Raw genomic sequence first — 16,017 nt, 5'->3', positions numbered from 1 at the left:
GACTGATGGAAACGAAACCACTGGACAGCAACGAGATCCAAGCGCTGGCCCGGCGCCTGGACGACGCTCAGGTCGGCGTGCACGACACCCTCAGCCTCGCCGACGACGTCGCCGTGGACATCGACGACGCGTACCGCATCCAGGAGTCGCTCATCGGCTTCCGCTGCGGGCGCGGCGAGAGGCTCCTCGGTGTGAAGCTCGGCTTCACGAGCAAGGCGAAGATGGCCCAGATGGGTGTCTCCGATGTGATCGTCGGCCGGCTCACCGATGCGATGTGCGTCGAGGACGGCGGCGACGTCGACCTGCACCGCTTCATCCACCCCAAGATCGAGCCCGAGATCGCGTACCGTCTCGCGCGCGACGTGGACGTCGACGATCCGACCGTCGACATCGAATCCTGCGTCGACGCCGTCGCTCCCGCGATGGAGATCATCGACTCCCGCTACCGGGACTTCCGCTTCACCTACACCGATGTCGTCGCCGACAACACCTCTGCGGCCGCGTACGTGATCGGCCCGTGGCAGCCGATGCGGGGGGTCGGCGAGCTCGCGGTGCGGCTCGAGGCCGGCGGCGAGTCCGTCACCGGCTCGACGGCGGCGATCCTCGACGATCCCGTCAACGCGCTGCACGCGCTGCTCGACATGAGTCGACGCCGGCAGATTCCGCTACGGGCCGGGGACGTCGTCCTCGCCGGTGCGGCGACGGCGGCGATCCCGTTCGCCGCGGGCACCGCACGGTGCGACGTCGAGGGTCTGGGCAGTGTCACGGTGAAGGGAATCGCATGAGCGACAACGCAGCCAAAGTGATCGAACGCCTCGCCACCCCGCGCGGACGGTTCCCGCACGTGAAGGTGGCCGGCGACTTCGTGTACGTCTCGGGCACCAGTTCGCGTCGGCCGGACAACACGTTCGTCGGCGTCGAGGTGGACGAGATGGGCACCACCAAGCTCGACATCCGGGCCCAGACTCGCGCCGTGATCGAGAACATCGAGGCGATCCTCGCCGAGGTCGGTGCCGAACTGAGCGATCTCGTCCAGGTCACGTCGTACCTGGTCTCGATGAACGACTTCGGTGGGTACAACGAGGTGTACGCCGAGATGTTCGACGAGACCGGACCCACCCGCACCACGGTTGCGGTGCACCAGCTTCCGCACCCGCATCTGCTGATCGAGATCCAGGGCGTGGCGTATCTGCCCGCCGACCGTCGCAAGAACATCACCACCGCCGCAGACTCGGAGGACCACTCGTGACCCGTATCCCGCCCGTCATCGACTTCCAGAAGTGGATCGCCGAGAACCGCCACCTGCTCGCGCCGCCGGTCAACAACCAGACGATGGCGCTCGGTGACGACTTCATCGTGCAGGTCGTCGGTGGACCCAACCAGCGCACCGATTACCACCTCGACCCGTACGAGGAGTGGTTCTACCAGCTCGAGGGCGACATCCACGTCGACGTCATGACCGAGGACGGACCCGAGCGGGTCCACATCCGCGAGGGCGAGACCTGGCTGCTCCCCGGCAACCTGCCGCACTCGCCGCAGCGGCCCACCGCGGGTTCGATCGGCCTGGTCATCGAGCGGGTGCGCCGCGAGGGCACCCTCGAGAAGTTCCAGTGGTACTGCCTCGAATGCAACCACCTCATCCACGAGATCGAACTGCAGGTGCGCGACATCGTCGCCGACCTGCCGCCCTTGTTCGTGCAGTTCTACGAGGACGAGCAGGCGCGCACGTGCGACAAGTGCGGCGCCCTGCACCCCGGAAAGGGCTGACGAGTGTCCGGCATCATCGACATCCACACGCACTACGTCCCCAAGGGGTGGCCCGACCTCACCGCGGACGCCGGGCCGGAGGCGCCGTGGCTGCGGGTCGAGAGCGAGTCCGAGGCCGTCATCATGATGGGCTCCAAGGAGTTCCGTCGGATCCAGGCCGACGCGTGGGACGCGGAGACCCGGCTGCGGGACATGGACGCCGACGGTGTCCGAACCCAGGTGGTCTCGCCGACGCCGGCGTTCTTCAACTACGGACGCACCGGCGAGCAGGCCGCCCGCATCTCGCGGATCTTCAACGATCTCGCGCTCGAGATCGTCGCACCCGCCCCGGACCGGCTGATCCCGTTCTGTCAGGTCCCGCTGCAGGACGCGGACGCCGCCTGCCGTGAGGTGGAGCGCAGCGTCGCCAACGGGCACCGCGGCGTGGAGATCGGCAACCACGTCGGTGACCGCGACCTCGACAGCGAGGGCGTGGTGACGTTCCTGCAGCACTGCGCGTCGCTGGACGTCCCGGTGTTCGTGCACCCGTGGGACATGGACTCGTCGCCGCGCCTGAACCGGTGGATGGCGCAGTGGCTCACCGCGATGCCGGCCGAGACCCACCTGTCGATCCTCGCCCTGGTCCTCGGCGGCGTCTTCGACCGCATCGACGAGCGACTGAAGATCGGATTCGCGCACGGCGGTGGATCTTTCGCGTTCTGGCTCGGACGGATGGAGAACGCGTGGCATCGGCGCAACGACATCATCGGTACGTCGGAGATGCCGCCGTCACACTACCTCGGTCGCTTCTATGTGGACTCCGTCGTGTTCGACGACCGCGCACTGCGCCTGCTGGTCGACACCGTCGGTGTCGACCGGGTGATGGTGGGCAGCGACTACCCGTACCCGCTGGGGGAGCGGCCGGTCGGGGAGGTCGTGCGCAAGAGTGAGTTCCTCGACGAGACCGCACGCAATCTGATCCAGCGCGGCAACGCCGAGCGGTTCCTCGGGCTCTCCGACATCGCCTGAGGCATAGCCAAATTGAGATACCCGGCGGCCGATTCGGCATTTGTGAGTCATGTCTCACGTATGCAGAATCTTCCGTACAAGGCCGAATTGGCCGCCGGATTCTCCTGGCGAAGAACGGATCTCGGAGATCCGATCGCCTCCCCCGACACCCGATAGGTATCTGCGATGACCGACAGCACACCAGGCCGGGGCACCGCCCCCGTCGCGGCCGCGCGCAGCCGCGTCGCCATGGCGACCCTGGCCGGCACCACCCTCGAGTGGTACGACTTCTTCCTCTACGGCACCGCCGCCGCACTGATCTTCAACAAGCAGTTCTTCCCCAGCCTGAGCCCCACCGCCGGAACCCTCGCCGCGTTCAGCACGTTCGCGGTCGGATTCATCGCCCGCCCGCTCGGCGGTCTGGTGTTCGGTCACTTCGGGGACCGGATCGGCCGCAAGGCGACCCTCGTGGTCTCACTCGTGATGATGGGCATCGGATCGACCCTGATCGGCCTCATCCCGAACTACGACGCGATCGGCGTCTGGGCCCCGATCCTGCTCGTCGCCATGCGCGTCGTGCAGGGCATCGGACTGGGCGGTGAGGGCGCCGGCGCGACGCTGATGTCGATGGAACACGCCCCGGCCGGCAAGAAGAACCTCTACGCCGGGTTCCCACAGATGGGCACCCCGGCGGGTCTGGTGCTCGCGAACGGCATCTTCCTCACCACCAGTTCGGTGATGTCGGACAGCGCGTTCGCCTCCTGGGGTTGGCGGATCCCGTTCCTGCTCAGCTTCGTCCTCGTCGCCATCGGTCTGGTCATCCGCCTGCGGGTCACCGAGTCGCCGTCGTTCACCGGGATCGTCGAGAACAACGAGGTGGCCAAGTTCCCGCTCCGCGAGGCGCTGAAGGTCGGCTTCCCCCGACTGTCGCTGACCCTGCTCGCGGTCCTCGCGAATTCCGCTGTCGCGTATGCCTTCATGGTGTTCTCGCTGTCGTACGGCACGCAGCACCTCGGCTACGACAAGCAGTTCCTGATCCTGAGCGTGACGGCGGCCGCGGTCCTGTGGTTCGCGTCTATTCCGGTGTGGACGAGGGTCGCCGACAAGCACGGCCGGCGCACCATGTTCATCGCCGGCTCCGCCGCGATCCTGGTGTGGTGCATCGTGTTCTTCCCGCTGCTCAACACCGAGAACTCCGTCGTCGCCGTGATCGCGTTCCTCGGCATGGGCCTGATCGTGCCCGTCACGCACTGCGTGCAGGGCAGCATCATCGCTGACACGTTCCCCACGAAGGTCCGGTACTCGGGATCGTCGCTGATCCTGCAGAGCGGAGCGATCCTGGGCGGTGGCCTGGCGCCGATGATCGCCACCGCGCTGCTCGACGCCACCGGATCGTCCACCGGCGTCACGTGGTACCTCGCGATCATCTGCGCCGTCAGCCTGTTCGGTGCCATCGCCCTGTTCCGGGTGGTGCCGGACTCGTCCCGCGGCCTGCAGCACGACGAGGCGCCGTCCGTCGTCCACGTCTGATCCTGTCGGGGGATTCGGAGCCGTCCACCTTTCCGGTGGGCGGCTCCGCCCGTTCCGGATCAGCCTCGCTGGGGCGCGATCTCGGCCGCGAACTCGGCGAGGAAGTCCACCAGCGCGGCCGCGGACGGGCTCAGCGTGCGACCGGCCGAGAGCGTGACCCCGACGCTGTGGCCGATCGGATCCAGCGTGATCGGCAGCGTGGTCAGCCGGGTGTCGTCCCGGGGGATCAGGCTCGGGAGCACCGCCACCATATCGGTCTCGAGCAGCAGCTGGCGCACCGTCAGGAACGACGTGGCCTCCACCCGGTTCTCCGGGAGGGAGAGGCTGTTCCGGGCGAAGAACTCCTCGAGCTCCCGACGCAGCGCGGTTTCCACCCCGGGCAGGATCCACGGGTACTGGGTGAGATCGCTCAGTCGGATGTCATCGCGACCCGCGAGTGGATGTCCCACGCGCGTCACGAGTTCCACCGACTCGGCGTACAACGTGCGCCGCACCGCCATCTCGTCGGTGGGGGAGGTGAGCCTGCCGACGATGAGATCGATACGCCCGGACTGCAGTTCGGTCAGCAGCATCTCCGGCGTGCCCTCGCGCACGATCACCGTCAGCAGCGGTCGCTCGTTCTTCAGTCTGGCGATCGCACCGGGCAGCAGCACGTTCGAACCCGCGAGATGTGTTCCGACGACAACGGTTCCGCGGTCGGCGTCCGCAAGCTCGACGACGTGCCGGCCGGCCTGGGTCAGTTGCGCGATGACCGCTCGGGCGTGCGCCGTGAACGCCTCGCCGAAGATGGTCGGGGTGATTCCCCGTGGGCCGCGGTCGTACAGGGACACACCGAGAATCGACTCGAGATCGTGCAGGCTGCGCGTCGCGACGGGTTGCGTGACGTGGAGTGCCGCGGCCGCGGCGACGACGCTGCCCTGACTGGTCAGCGCGTCGACGAGGAGCAGGTGGCGGAGCTTGAGGCGCCCGTCCAGCAGTTTGGGCATGTCCATGGTGGAATCCTAGCGACGACCGCATCCGACGTATACCGTCAGCGGTTTGGCGGTTGCGATGCGCAACTGTACTGCGGCGAGGCGGATTTCGAGGTCTCGGTGGTGCAGCGCCCTCAGGACGTGTGCTCGAGGCCCGCGAACAGCCCGAGCAGTGCGGTACTCAGAGCCGACGCGGGATCGGCGAGATCGAGGAACACGTCGTAATGATTGCGGTCCGGGATCACCAGGAGTTCGCTCTCGGATCGACGGGCCCACGCGCTGTGGAACCTCCGACTCTGGGCGAGGAACCCGACGCCGTCGTGCTCGGCCACGGCGACCACCGCCCGCGGACCGACCCGGTCGGTCTGCAACATCGGGCTCAGCGCACTCGCCCGCGGGGTGTCGAGGCTCAACCACTCGTTCGCGAACGAGTTCACGAGTGGCCGGATGTCGAACAGTCCGCTGATCGGCATCGCCGCGCGGACCACGTCGTCCGGCAGACCGAGCGGATCCTGCCAGCCGGGGACCATCGTGGTGGCGGTCAGGTGGCCGCCCGCGGAGCTGCCGCCCACCACGATGCGGTTCGGGTCCAGTCCGTGCTCCGCGCCGTGGTGGTACACCCACGCGACCGCCGCTCGCACCTGCCGGACGATCTCCTCGAGCGGGGTGTCGGGGGCGAGGCCGTAGTCGACCGCGACGGTGGCGATGCCGGCGGCGTCGAGCATGCGCGCCATGAACGCGGTGTGGTGCCGCGACAGCGCCCGCCAGTACCCGCCGTGGATCGCCACGAACACCGGTCGCAGCCCGGTCCCGGTTCCCCAGACATCGAGGCGCTCGAGGCTGTCGGGGTCGTAGCGCAGATCCTGGCACCCGTCGAGCCCGTCGACGGCCTCGCGCGAGCGCTGCCGATACTCCTCGATCGTGGCATCGAACAGTTCGGCGGAGACGGTGTTGCGGACGTTGTAGTCCGCATCGATCTGCGGGTCGGTCATCCTCCCATCCTCTGGGGCGAAGCGAATGCCTGTCGAATGCGAAATCCGGGCAGAGGTATGACCGTGCAGCTATGGCTACTCGACCACAGAAACGACGAAGCCGCCCGGCCCCGAATGGGGACGGGCGGCTTCGGGTCGTTCGATGCCGGTCGCTCGCGCGATCAGCGAGCGCGGCGCGCCAGACGCTCCGAGTCGGAGATCAGGACGCTCTTGCCCTCGAGCCGCAGCCAGCCGCGGTGCGCGAAGTCGGCCAGGGCCTTGTTCACGGTTTCGCGGGAGGCGCCGACGAGCTGGGCGATCTCTTCCTGCGTGAGGTCGTGCGTCACGCGGAGCGAGCCGGCCTCCTGGGTGCCGAAGCGCTGCGCGAGCTGCAGCAGTGCCTTGGCGACACGACCCGGGACGTCGGTGAAGATCAGGTCCGCGAGGTTGTTGTTGGTCCGGCGCAGGCGACGCGCGAGAACACGCAGCAGCTGCTCCGCGATCTCCGGGCGCTGGTCGATCCACGACTTCAGAGCGTCGCGGTCCATGCTCACGGCGCGAACCTCGGTGACCGTGGTCGCGGTCGACGTACGCGGACCCGGGTCGAAGATCGACAGCTCGCCGAACATGTCCGACGGACCCATGATCGTCAGCAGGTTCTCGCGGCCGTCCGGCGAACGGCGGCCGAGCTTCACCTTGCCGGAGACGATGATGTACAGACGATCGCCGGGCTCACCCTCGTTGAAGATGACGTGCCCGCGCGGGAAATCGACGGGCTGAAGCTGCTTGACCAGCGCAGCCACCGCCGAGGGCTCGACTCCTTGGAAGATGCCGGCTCTGGCCAGGACCTCGTCCACGTGCGCTCCTTTGGAAAAATCTGTTCATCAATGCAAGTTGCTGCACGTCGACTGAGGTCTCATGCAACGAGTACGAGAAGAAAGTCTACTTGGCATCGCTGTGGGACGAGTCACGGACACCACGTAGAGTTCTACAACTTTGCGAAAATCCCTCCCCGGACTGTTCGAGGAAGACACTCGAGGCCGATCGAATCGGCCGGCCGGCGCGCGGGATCAGCTGGCGCGGCGGGTGCTCTCGGGGTTTTCCAGGTCGTCCGTGTCGTCGGCGATCTCGGTCTGACCACCCTTCTTCCGGCGACGGTGGAAACGGGCCAGCGCGTGGGGGAATCCCTCGTTGGCCAGGGTCGCCACCTCGTCCTGGCTGGCCTGGTCGAGGAACTCCTCGACCTCCTGCTCGCGGACGGTGAGACGCCGAAGTCGGAACTCGACACGCTCCATCGCCAGCGCGAACAACATGAGCAGCACCGGGAACAGCACCACAGCCAGACCTTGCATACCGGGAAGTAAACACTGCGAAGGTCTCAGAATCGACACAGTCCGGAATCCGATCGGACGCCGGGTCCGTAGAGTTGTCGAGGTGCATGCGACCTCAGGAGACGACCCGAACCAGGGTGCGGGTGCCGCCGCGACAGGCGAGTCCCGGCTCGCGCTCGTGCGCCGGGCACGGCGGATGAACCGCCGCCTGAAGGTGGCGTTTCCGCACGTCTACTGCGAGCTCGACTTCACGACGCCGCTCGAGCTCACGGTCGCGACGATCCTGTCGGCCCAGTGCACCGATGTGCGCGTCAACCAGGTCACTCCGGCATTGTTCGCGCGCTACCCGGACGCCCGCGCCTACGCGGAGGCCGACCGGACCGAGCTCGAGGAGTACATCCGGTCGACCGGTTTCTATCGCAACAAGGCGAACTCGATCATCGGCCTCGGGCAGGCTCTGCTCGAGCGCTACGACGGCGAGGTGCCCGGCAAGTTGAAGGACCTCGTGGCGCTGCCCGGGATCGGTCGCAAGACGGCGAACGTCGTCCTCGGGAACGCGTTCGGCGTGCCCGGAATCACAGTCGATACGCACTTCGGGCGGCTCGTCCGGCGCTGGAAGTGGACCGAGGAGACCGACCCGGTCAAGGTCGAGCACGCGGTCGGGGCACTCATCGAACGCAAGGAGTGGACCGACCTGTCGCACCGGGTGATCTTCCACGGTCGCCGGGTCTGTCATTCGCGCAAGCCCGCGTGCGGTGTGTGCGTGCTCGCGAAGGACTGCCCGTCCTTCGGTGCCGGGCCCACGGATCCGGTTGCGGCGGCCGCGCTCGTGAAGGGCCCGGAGACCGAGCACCTTCTCGAACTGGCAGGCATGTGAGCGGTATGCGGATCTCGAATGCCGCGCGGTGGAGCCTGGCCGCGCTCGTGGTGGTGGCGGCGCTCGTCGTGGCGATCTGGCCGCGCGGCGGCAGCGACGAACAGGAGGTCGGGGACTACCCCGGTGCGGGCCGCTCGACGTCGCAGCAGGAGCGTCGGGCTTCGGACTCGCCCGAGGCCCTGGCCCCGCTGCGGGCTGAGGCCGCACTCGCACCGTGCCCCGTGGCCACCGGCCCCGCACCCGACGGTTCCGTGTTGACGGGCATCACGCTCGAGTGCCTCGGCGACGGCACCCGAGTCGACCTCGGTGGCGCGCTCGCGGGCAAGCCGGTGTTGCTGAACATCTGGGCCTACTGGTGCGGGCCGTGCCGGGAGGAACTGCCGTATCTCCAGCAATATGCGGACCGTGCGGGCGCCGCGGTTACCGTTCTGACGGTGCACACCGATTCCAACGAGGCCAACGCGCTCGCCCGACTCGCCGAGTACGACGTGCACCTGCCCGGCGTCCAGGACGGTGCGGTGCGGGTGCAGGCGGCCGTCGGGTCGCCCGCCGTGCTGCCGGTGTCCGTGCTGATCCGTCCGGACGGCACCGTCGCGAAGATCCTGCCGCAGCCGTTCCGGAGCGTCGACGAGATCGCCGACGTCGTCCAGCAGTATCTCGGCGTCGCCGCATGAGCCTCTACTACCCGCAGCCCGGCGGGGCACCCGAATGGCTGCGCGCGGTGACGAGCACCCTCCCCGCCGACCCCAACCGCGTCAACCCGGTGCTGAACCGACGGTCCCCGACGGGCGCCAGGGTGCGGCCCGCCGCGGTACTGGTGCTGTTCGGCGGCTCGCACGAGTCCGATCCGCTCGCCATCGGCGGGCTGCCCGCCGACGCCGACGTCCTGCTCACCCAGCGCGCATCGACGATGCGGCAGCACAGCGGGCAGGTCGCATTCCCCGGCGGTGCAGCCGACCCGGAGGACGACGGTCCCGTCGACACCGCGCTCCGGGAGGCGGAGGAAGAGACCGGCCTGGTGCGCAGCGGCGTCCAACCGCTCGCGACGCTGCCCGAGATCTTCATCCCGCCGTCCGGGTTCGACGTCACTCCCGTGCTCGCGTACTGGCGCGACCCCAGCCCGGTCGGCGTCGTGGACCCCGCCGAGGCCGAGCGGGTGGTGCGGGTCCCGCTGCGGGAGCTGATCGACCCGGACAACCGGTTCCAGGTCCGGCACCGCGCCGGCTACCAGGGCCCCGCGTTCGAGGTGGACGGAATGCTCGTGTGGGGATTCACCGCGGGCGTGCTCGCCGGGCTCCTGGCCGTGTCCGGCTGGGAACTCGAATGGGACCACCGCGACATCCGAGACCTCGATGCCACGCTCACCCAGGTGGACAGCGGACTGGAGAACACCGAACCCGGACACCTGCGTCCGGGTCGAGGAATGGGGGAGCGTTGAGCGGATCGGGTTGGATCGATCTGGCCGTGATCCTGGTGGCGCTGCTCGCGGCGTCGTCGGGGTGGCGGCAGGGTGCGGTCGCGTCGGCGCTCGCGTTCCTCGGGGTCGTGCTCGGTGCCGTCGCCGGCATCCTGATCGCACCGCACGTCCTGGTCCACGTGGACGAGGGCCGGATGCGGGTCCTCGCCGGCATCGCGCTGATCGTCGCGCTGGTCGTGATCGGCGAGGTCGCGGGCATGGTGCTGGGGCGGGCGGCCCGCAGCGGCATGCACAGCCCGGTGGCTCGGTCAGTGGACAGTTTCGTCGGCGCAGGACTGCAGTTGACCGCGGTGCTGGTTGCCGCCTGGCTGCTCGCGATCCCGCTCACCTCGTCGACCCAGGCCAATGTGGCCGGCGCGGTCCGCGGATCCAAGGTGCTCACCGCCGTCGACGACGTCGCCCCCGACTGGCTACGCCAGGTGCCCAGCGAGTTCTCGGCACTGCTCGACACCTCCGGACTTCCGGACGTCATCGGTCCGTTCGGCCGCACGCCGATCACGAACGTCGAACCGCCGGACCCGAGCGTGCTCGCGAGCCCGGTGGCGCAGCGGCTGCAGTCGAGTGTCCTGCGGATTCGCGGCGTCGCACCGAGTTGCCAGAAGGCGCTCGAAGGCTCCGGATTCGTGGTGGGACCTGAGCGCGTCATGACCAACGCCCACGTCGTCGCCGGGACGTCGGCGGTCACCGTCGACACCGCCGACGGGCCGCTCGACGCCCGCGTCGTGGTGTTCGATCCGGCCGTGGACGTCGCCGTGCTCGACGTGCCGGGGCTGCGGGCCACGCCACTCACCTTCGCCCCCGAGCAGGCGCGGACCGGTGACAGTGCCATCGTCCTCGGCTACCCGGGCGGTGGGCCCTACACCGCCAGCGCTGCACGCATCCGTGAGGTTCTGGACCTGCGCGGCCCGGACATCTACCGGTCCGGCACGGTCGAGCGTGAGGTCTACACCGTGCGCGGGTCGATCCGTCAGGGCAACTCGGGTGGCCCGCTGGTCGACGAGAAGGGGCAGGTCCTGGGTGTGGTGTTCGGTGCCGCCGTCGACGACAGCGACACCGGGTTCGTGCTCACCGCCGATGAGGTCTCCCGCCAGCTCGACCTGGCCGGCCAGTCCACGGAAACGGTCGGGACCGGGGTGTGCATCGTCTGAGTCCGGGTGGCCTGTGCCGCCCGGGCTCAGCGTGAGGCGAGCGCGAACCGCGTCAGTTCCGCGGTGACCTCGTCGGGGGACTCCTGGTGTGCGAAGTGGCCGGCGCCCGCGATCCGGTGCAGTTGCTGTCCCGGCGCGTGCGCGGTGGACTGCTCGACGGTCCTCGCAAGGACGTAGCGGTCCAGCGTGCCGTGGATCTGCAGGACCGGGATCTGAACCTGCTTGTCCATCGCCGTCATGAAGCGGTGGCCGTCCGGGCGGAACTGGCTGCGGAACGCCCACCGCTGGTACTCCAGCGCCGAGTGCGCGACCCGGGGAATCTGGATCGCCGACCGGAGCCGGTTCGCCACGTCGGCGAACTGCTCCGACTGCGGCCACGCCGGACCGGATCGGGCGCGCAGGAGGCGTTCTACCTCGGCGCCGTCGTCGCAGACCAGTCGTCGCTCCGGCCGCCACGGCACCTGGTAATCGAGGAACGTCGGCAGCAGCGCGGACCGCTGTCGGCGGTCCTTCAGAACGGACTGCTTGAGCGCGATCGGGTGCGGCGAGCTGATCAGACCGATCGACCGCACGAGCCGCGGGTGCAGCAGTGTGGTCGCCCAGCAGACAAGTCCGCCGTCGGCGTGGCCGATGAGGGTGGCGTCGGTGTGGCCCATCGCCCGGATCAGTCCCGCGATGTCACCGGCGAGCGTCCAGCCGTCGTAGCCGCGGGGCGGGGTGTCGGTGTCGCCGTAGCCGCGCAGGTCGACCGCGACGGTGCGGAAACCGGCGTCCGCGAGTGCGGGCAGCTGGTGGCGCCACGTCCACCAGAAGTCTGCGAAGCCGTGCAGGAGGACGACGAGCGGCGCGTCGGGGCGTGCGGGGCCGGTCTCCGCGGTGTGCATGCGGATGCCGTTCGCATGGATGTCACGATGCGTCCACGGTCCGTCGAAACGGACCGTGGACGGGTCGGGCTGTGTCACTGATTCGACCACCGCCGGATCAGCCGGCGGTGCCCGTTCCGGTACCCAGCGGGGACGCGGTCTCCGGGCGCTGGCCCGGCAGCACCGTCGCGGCCTGCTTGAGGGAGTCGATCGTCTTGTTCGGCGCGCGCACCTTGCGGACCCGCATGTAGCCGAGCAGCGCGAGTATGCCGGTGACGACCAGCATCAGCACGAAGACGATCAGGAACGACGCCCAGCGATCGAGCCACACGCTGAGCAGCTCCGCGAGGAAGAAAAAGAAGAAGAACGCGCTGAACACCAGCACGGCCAGCGCCAGGATGAAGAACAGGCTGCCCTGCAGCCCCTTCTTGACCTCGCTGGTGACCTCGGACTTCGCCAGCTCGACCTCGGCGCGGAACAGCGTCGACACCTGGGCGGTCGCGTCGCGCACCAGGGTGCCGATCGACGCGGTCTCCGGGTTGTGGAGGTCGGTGAGGGGAATCGAGGAAACCGTGGTCGGGACGCCGTCGCCGGTGAACCGGCCGCCGTCTCCCGTGACTCCGTTGCCGTTGGTGACGCTCACTTCTCGACCCCTCCAGGTTGTTCTGACGCGCTGGTTACTGCGACCCGCGAGCGGTCACTCACGAGCCCTCGGTAGCGGCGCGGGCCTGATGGACCCGTCCGCGTCGCAACAGTAGCGCCGATCCGAGCAGTGACGCAGCCAACGACGTCACGAGCACCGCGGCCTTCGCGATGTCCGCTTCGCTGCCGTCGCCGATACCCGCCAGAGCAAGATCGGCCACCAGAAGGCTAACGGTGAACCCGATCGCGCCGAGCACCGACAGGGCGAACATATCGCGCATGCCCAGGAGTCGGGGCTTGGTCGCGATGCCCAGACGGATCGCGAGCCACGAGATACCGAAGATTCCGACGGTCTTGCCGACCAGGAGTCCGAGGATGATTGCCAGGCCGATGCGATCGGTGAACAGCTGCCCGAGGACCTGGCCGTTGATCGGGACGCCGGATGCGAACAGGGCGAACAGGGGCACGCAGATCGCCGCGGAGTACGGCTGCAGCCGGTGTTCGAGCCGGGTCGCGGGGGCGTACTGCTCGCCCGGATCGGTCCGGACCCGGGTGAGCAGGCCTAGCGCGACGCCGGCCAGTGTTGCGTGGATCCCCGCCTCGTGGACGCTGTACCAGGTCAGCAGGGCCAGCGGGACGTACAGCAGGGGTGTCGTGATGCGGCGCTTCTGTGCGTACCAGTAGACGACGAGGCACACGATCGCCGTCAGGATCCACAGCATCGCGATGGAACTGGTGAACAGCACCGCGATCAGCACGATCGCGAGCAGGTCGTCGACCACCGCGAGGCTGAGCAGGAACACGCGGGCGCTCGCCGGGATCCGCGAGCCGGTCAGCGCGAGCACACCGAGCGCGAAGGCGATGTCGGTGGCGACCGGGATCGCCCAGCCGCGGTCCATGCCTGGGGCGCCGGCGCCGACGACGGCCGCGATGATCGCCGGCACCACGACGCCGCCGCACGCGGCGATGATCGGCAGCAGCGCCTTCTTCCGGTCGGCCAGTTCGCCGACCACGAGCTCGCGTTTGAGCTCGAGACCAGCGACGAAGAAGAAGATCGCGAGCAGACCGTCCTGTGCCCAGGTGCCGAGGCTGAGGTTCAGGTGGATGGCGGCGGGGCCGATCTGCCAGTCCCGCAGTGACGTGTAAGCGTCGGCGAAGGGAGAGTTTGCCCACAGCACGGCCAGAGCGGCGGCGATCAGCAGGATGGACCCGCCCACCGTTTCGGTGCGGAGGTAGCGGGCGAGTTCGGAGCGTGCGGCAGAAATCAAGGAAAGCCTCTCACCTGGGGTTACGTCGGGTACGACAAAGCTGTCGCCGACCAGACTTCCCGGCACTCCTCCTAGATCTTAACGGGTTCTTTGCAACCGTTCAGTCGGTAACCGTCGGTTGCGACTTCGTGTGCGCGCCGTGTTCAATTCCTAAGGTTTGGGATCGATTTCCATTCAGTGGAACTTTGGGAACCAGCTCACGGGCGGGGGAGCCATCGAGATGTTTGTGCAGGAGATTGTCACGTGAGCAAGGATGTCGAGTCCGCCGAGCGCGGACAGGACGAGTTATCGACGGCCGGCGCCCCGGCGGACGCGTCGACGGTGGGCGGCGTCCCGCGCAGCCGCATCGTCGTCGCGAGCATGGTCGGAACCTCGATCGAGTTCTACGACTTCTACATCTATGCGACGGCCGCGGTATCGGTCTTCCCGCACCTGTTCTTCCCCAAGGGCAACGACACCACCGCGCTGCTGGCGTCGTTCGCGACGTTCGGTCTGGCGTTCGTCGCCCGGCCGCTCGGTTCCATCCTGTTCGGTCACTTCGGTGACCGCATCGGTCGCAAGGCCACGCTCGTCGGATCGCTGCTCACGATGGGCATCGCGACGTTCCTGATCGGCCTGCTGCCCACCTATCACGCGGTGGGGCTTTGGGCGCCGGCGCTGCTGGCCCTGATGCGTTTCTGCCAGGGTCTCGGCCTCGGCGGTGAGTGGTCCGGCGCGGCACTGCTGGCGACGGAGACCGCGAAGAGCGGCAAGCGGGCGTGGGCCGCGATGTGGCCGCAGTTGGGCGCACCGATCGGGTTCTTCTTCGCCAACGGCCTGTTCCTGCTGATCACGCTCACTCTCGGCTACACCAGCAGCTCCGATCCCGACCTCGACAGCGCATTCCTGTCGTGGGGCTGGCGAATTCCGTTCCTGTTGAGCGCGCTGATGGTGATGATCGGTCTGTACGTGCGCCTCAAGCTCGAGGAGACGCCGGTGTTCGCCCGGGCCGTCGCCAACGGCGAGAAGGTCAAGACCCCGCTCAAGGAGGTCTTCAAGACCAGCTGGCGTCAGCTGATCATCGGCACGTTCGTGATGCTCGCGACGTACACGCTCTTCTACATCATGACCACGTGGGTGCTCAGCTACGGGACCGGCAAGACCGCCGCTGACGGCGGGTACGGTGCCGGATTCCAGTACCGCGACTTCCTGGTTCTGCAGTTGGTGGCGGTGCTGTTCTTCGCGGCCACGATCCCGCTCGCCGGTTGGCTCGCCGACCGCTACGGGCGCCGCATCACGCTGCTGGTCATCACCGCCGCCATGATGGTCTTCGGTCTGACGTTCGGTCTCCTCCTCGGGACCGAGGGCATGACCGATGCCCGGATGCTGGTCTTCCTGATCATCGGCATGGTGTTGATGGGCCTGACGTTCGGCCCGATGAGTGCGGTCCTGCCGGAGTTGTTCCCGACCAATGTCCGGTACACGGGCTCCGGCATCGCGTACAACACCGCGAGCATCCTGGGCGCCGCGGTGGCCCCGTTCATCGCGACCTGGCTGGCCACGAGCTACGGCGTCGGCTGGGTGGGTATCTACCTGCTGATCGCGTCGGCGCTCACGTTCGTCGCGCTGCTGGTGATGCGCGAGACCAAGGACGAGTCGCTCGACGAGATCTGATCCCGGCCGGGATACGAAGGAGGGTGTGACCGTCGCGGTCACACCCTCCTTCGTTCTTTGTCGAGGTTCCTGCCTCTGCCGGCTCGGCCGAGGCAGATCAGCACGTCTGCTGGACGAACAGCGGGTAGGGCTCGCCGGACATCATGCGGGAGTAGCGGACGCGGGGACGCTCGGCGCCCTCCATCGGAGCACCGTCGATCCAGGCGTAGGTCCACGGTCCTTCGTCGAGTGCGACGATCGCCATCGTGTACGGGATGACATCGGTGTACGTCCGGCTGGGGGAGACCTCGAGGACGGTCCAGGCGACGATCGACCCGGTGCCCTCCGACGGCGTCCGGCTGATCTCGGTGCCGCGGCACGACGAGCACGTCGACGCCTCCGGGGCCAGGAGTGAGCCGCAGTCGTCGCAGCGGCCGATCGTGAAACGGTCCACGGTGGTGGTGCGGGGAGGTTGGTTCTGCATCGGGATACCTCGACTTCGTGAAGCTTGGGATGTCCGACTCCCACAGTTCCAACTGCGACGCAAGAGCAC

Annotated in this window: 18 protein-coding genes; 10 read left to right on the top strand and 8 right to left on the bottom strand. The window is 68.2% G+C overall.

What is annotated here, in order from left to right; genetic code table 11:
* Window positions 1–5: 5 nt before the first annotated feature.
* From DEU38_RS11125 to DEU38_RS11105, 5 genes are all read left to right on the top strand, one after another.
* Window positions 6–785 carry a 2-keto-4-pentenoate hydratase gene (locus DEU38_RS11125; RefSeq protein WP_114721099.1) on the top strand — a complete coding sequence of 260 codons (780 nt, stop codon included), beginning with the start codon at window positions 6–8 and terminating at the stop codon, window positions 783–785.
* Window positions 782–1,249 (top strand): RidA family protein, encoded by a 468-nt coding sequence (locus DEU38_RS11120; RefSeq protein WP_114721097.1) that lies wholly within the window; start codon window positions 782–784, stop codon window positions 1,247–1,249. Before DEU38_RS11125 ends, DEU38_RS11120 begins: the two co-directional genes overlap by 4 nt.
* Window positions 1,246–1,767 (top strand): 3-hydroxyanthranilate 3,4-dioxygenase, encoded by a 522-nt coding sequence (locus tag DEU38_RS11115; RefSeq protein ID WP_114721095.1) that lies wholly within the window; start codon window positions 1,246–1,248, stop codon window positions 1,765–1,767. Before DEU38_RS11120 ends, DEU38_RS11115 begins: the two co-directional genes overlap by 4 nt.
* Before the next feature lie 3 nt (window positions 1,768–1,770).
* Window positions 1,771–2,775: an amidohydrolase family protein gene (locus DEU38_RS11110; protein ID WP_114721093.1), complete on the top strand. Its 1,005-nt coding sequence runs from the start codon at window positions 1,771–1,773 to the stop codon at window positions 2,773–2,775.
* Between the two features lie 165 nt (window positions 2,776–2,940).
* Window positions 2,941–4,284 carry an MFS transporter gene (locus DEU38_RS11105; protein WP_114721091.1) on the top strand — a complete coding sequence of 448 codons (1,344 nt, stop codon included), beginning with the start codon at window positions 2,941–2,943 and terminating at the stop codon, window positions 4,282–4,284.
* 59 nt (window positions 4,285–4,343) lie between these two features.
* Here the strand turns inward: DEU38_RS11105 and DEU38_RS11100 are convergent, their stop codons facing one another.
* From DEU38_RS11100 to DEU38_RS11085, 4 genes are all read right to left on the bottom strand, one after another.
* Window positions 4,344–5,276: a LysR substrate-binding domain-containing protein gene (locus DEU38_RS11100; RefSeq protein ID WP_114721089.1), complete on the bottom strand. Its 933-nt coding sequence runs from the start codon at window positions 5,274–5,276 to the stop codon at window positions 4,344–4,346.
* Window positions 5,277–5,389: 113 nt separating this feature from the next.
* Window positions 5,390–6,247, bottom strand: a complete 858-nt coding sequence (locus DEU38_RS11095) for an alpha/beta hydrolase (protein WP_114721087.1) — start codon at window positions 6,245–6,247, stop codon at window positions 5,390–5,392.
* A gap of 161 nt (window positions 6,248–6,408) precedes the next feature.
* A complete protein-coding gene (locus DEU38_RS11090; RefSeq protein WP_005515884.1) occupies window positions 6,409–7,083 on the bottom strand; it encodes a Crp/Fnr family transcriptional regulator in 675 nt (224 codons plus the stop codon).
* Window positions 7,084–7,296: 213 nt separating this feature from the next.
* Window positions 7,297–7,578 (bottom strand): hypothetical protein, encoded by a 282-nt coding sequence (locus DEU38_RS11085; RefSeq protein ID WP_114721085.1) that lies wholly within the window; start codon window positions 7,576–7,578, stop codon window positions 7,297–7,299.
* A gap of 175 nt (window positions 7,579–7,753) precedes the next feature.
* Between DEU38_RS11085 and nth the strand changes: the two genes are divergently transcribed.
* Genes nth through marP form a run of 4 tightly spaced genes read left to right on the top strand, consistent with a single transcriptional unit; the run spans window position 7,754 to window position 11,059 of the window.
* Complete coding sequence (gene nth / locus DEU38_RS11080; RefSeq protein WP_114721380.1) at window positions 7,754–8,434, top strand: endonuclease III; 681 nt, start codon at window positions 7,754–7,756, stop codon at window positions 8,432–8,434.
* A 5-nt stretch (window positions 8,435–8,439) separates the two neighbouring features.
* Window positions 8,440–9,108 (top strand): TlpA disulfide reductase family protein, encoded by a 669-nt coding sequence (locus DEU38_RS11075; RefSeq protein WP_114721083.1) that lies wholly within the window; start codon window positions 8,440–8,442, stop codon window positions 9,106–9,108.
* Window positions 9,105–9,872, top strand: coding sequence for a CoA pyrophosphatase (locus tag DEU38_RS11070; protein ID WP_114721081.1), 768 nt, complete (start codon window positions 9,105–9,107; stop codon window positions 9,870–9,872). Before DEU38_RS11075 ends, DEU38_RS11070 begins: the two co-directional genes overlap by 4 nt.
* The gene (gene marP, locus DEU38_RS11065) at window positions 9,869–11,059 is read left to right on the top strand and encodes an acid resistance serine protease MarP (RefSeq protein WP_114721079.1); all 1,191 of its coding nucleotides are present in this window, start codon (window positions 9,869–9,871) and stop codon (window positions 11,057–11,059) included. Before DEU38_RS11070 ends, marP begins: the two co-directional genes overlap by 4 nt.
* Before the next feature lie 26 nt (window positions 11,060–11,085).
* Here the strand turns inward: marP and DEU38_RS11060 are convergent, their stop codons facing one another.
* From DEU38_RS11060 to nhaA, 3 genes are read right to left on the bottom strand one after another with little or no spacing between them, the layout of a single operon-like run.
* Window positions 11,086–12,021, bottom strand: a complete 936-nt coding sequence (locus tag DEU38_RS11060) for an alpha/beta fold hydrolase (RefSeq protein ID WP_114721077.1) — start codon at window positions 12,019–12,021, stop codon at window positions 11,086–11,088.
* A gap of 19 nt (window positions 12,022–12,040) precedes the next feature.
* Complete coding sequence (locus DEU38_RS11055; protein ID WP_114721075.1) at window positions 12,041–12,565, bottom strand: phage holin family protein; 525 nt, start codon at window positions 12,563–12,565, stop codon at window positions 12,041–12,043.
* A 58-nt stretch (window positions 12,566–12,623) separates the two neighbouring features.
* Window positions 12,624–13,832: a Na+/H+ antiporter NhaA gene (nhaA, locus tag DEU38_RS11050; RefSeq protein WP_114721073.1), complete on the bottom strand. Its 1,209-nt coding sequence runs from the start codon at window positions 13,830–13,832 to the stop codon at window positions 12,624–12,626.
* A 321-nt stretch (window positions 13,833–14,153) separates the two neighbouring features.
* Between nhaA and DEU38_RS11045 the strand changes: the two genes are divergently transcribed.
* The gene (locus DEU38_RS11045; RefSeq protein WP_114721378.1) at window positions 14,154–15,485 is read left to right on the top strand and encodes an MFS transporter; all 1,332 of its coding nucleotides are present in this window, start codon (window positions 14,154–14,156) and stop codon (window positions 15,483–15,485) included.
* A gap of 97 nt (window positions 15,486–15,582) precedes the next feature.
* On the opposite strand, the gene DEU38_RS11040 is transcribed toward DEU38_RS11045, so the two are convergent.
* Window positions 15,583–15,948 carry a Zn-ribbon domain-containing OB-fold protein gene (locus DEU38_RS11040; protein WP_114721071.1) on the bottom strand — a complete coding sequence of 122 codons (366 nt, stop codon included), beginning with the start codon at window positions 15,946–15,948 and terminating at the stop codon, window positions 15,583–15,585.
* Between the last annotated feature and the right edge of the window lie 69 nt (window positions 15,949–16,017).

The organism is Rhodococcus sp. AG1013 (assembly GCF_003350365.1).
In the GTDB taxonomy this organism is placed as follows: Bacteria; Actinomycetota; Actinomycetes; order Mycobacteriales; family Mycobacteriaceae; genus Prescottella.
This window is presented reverse-complemented; position numbering and strand designations above follow the sequence as displayed.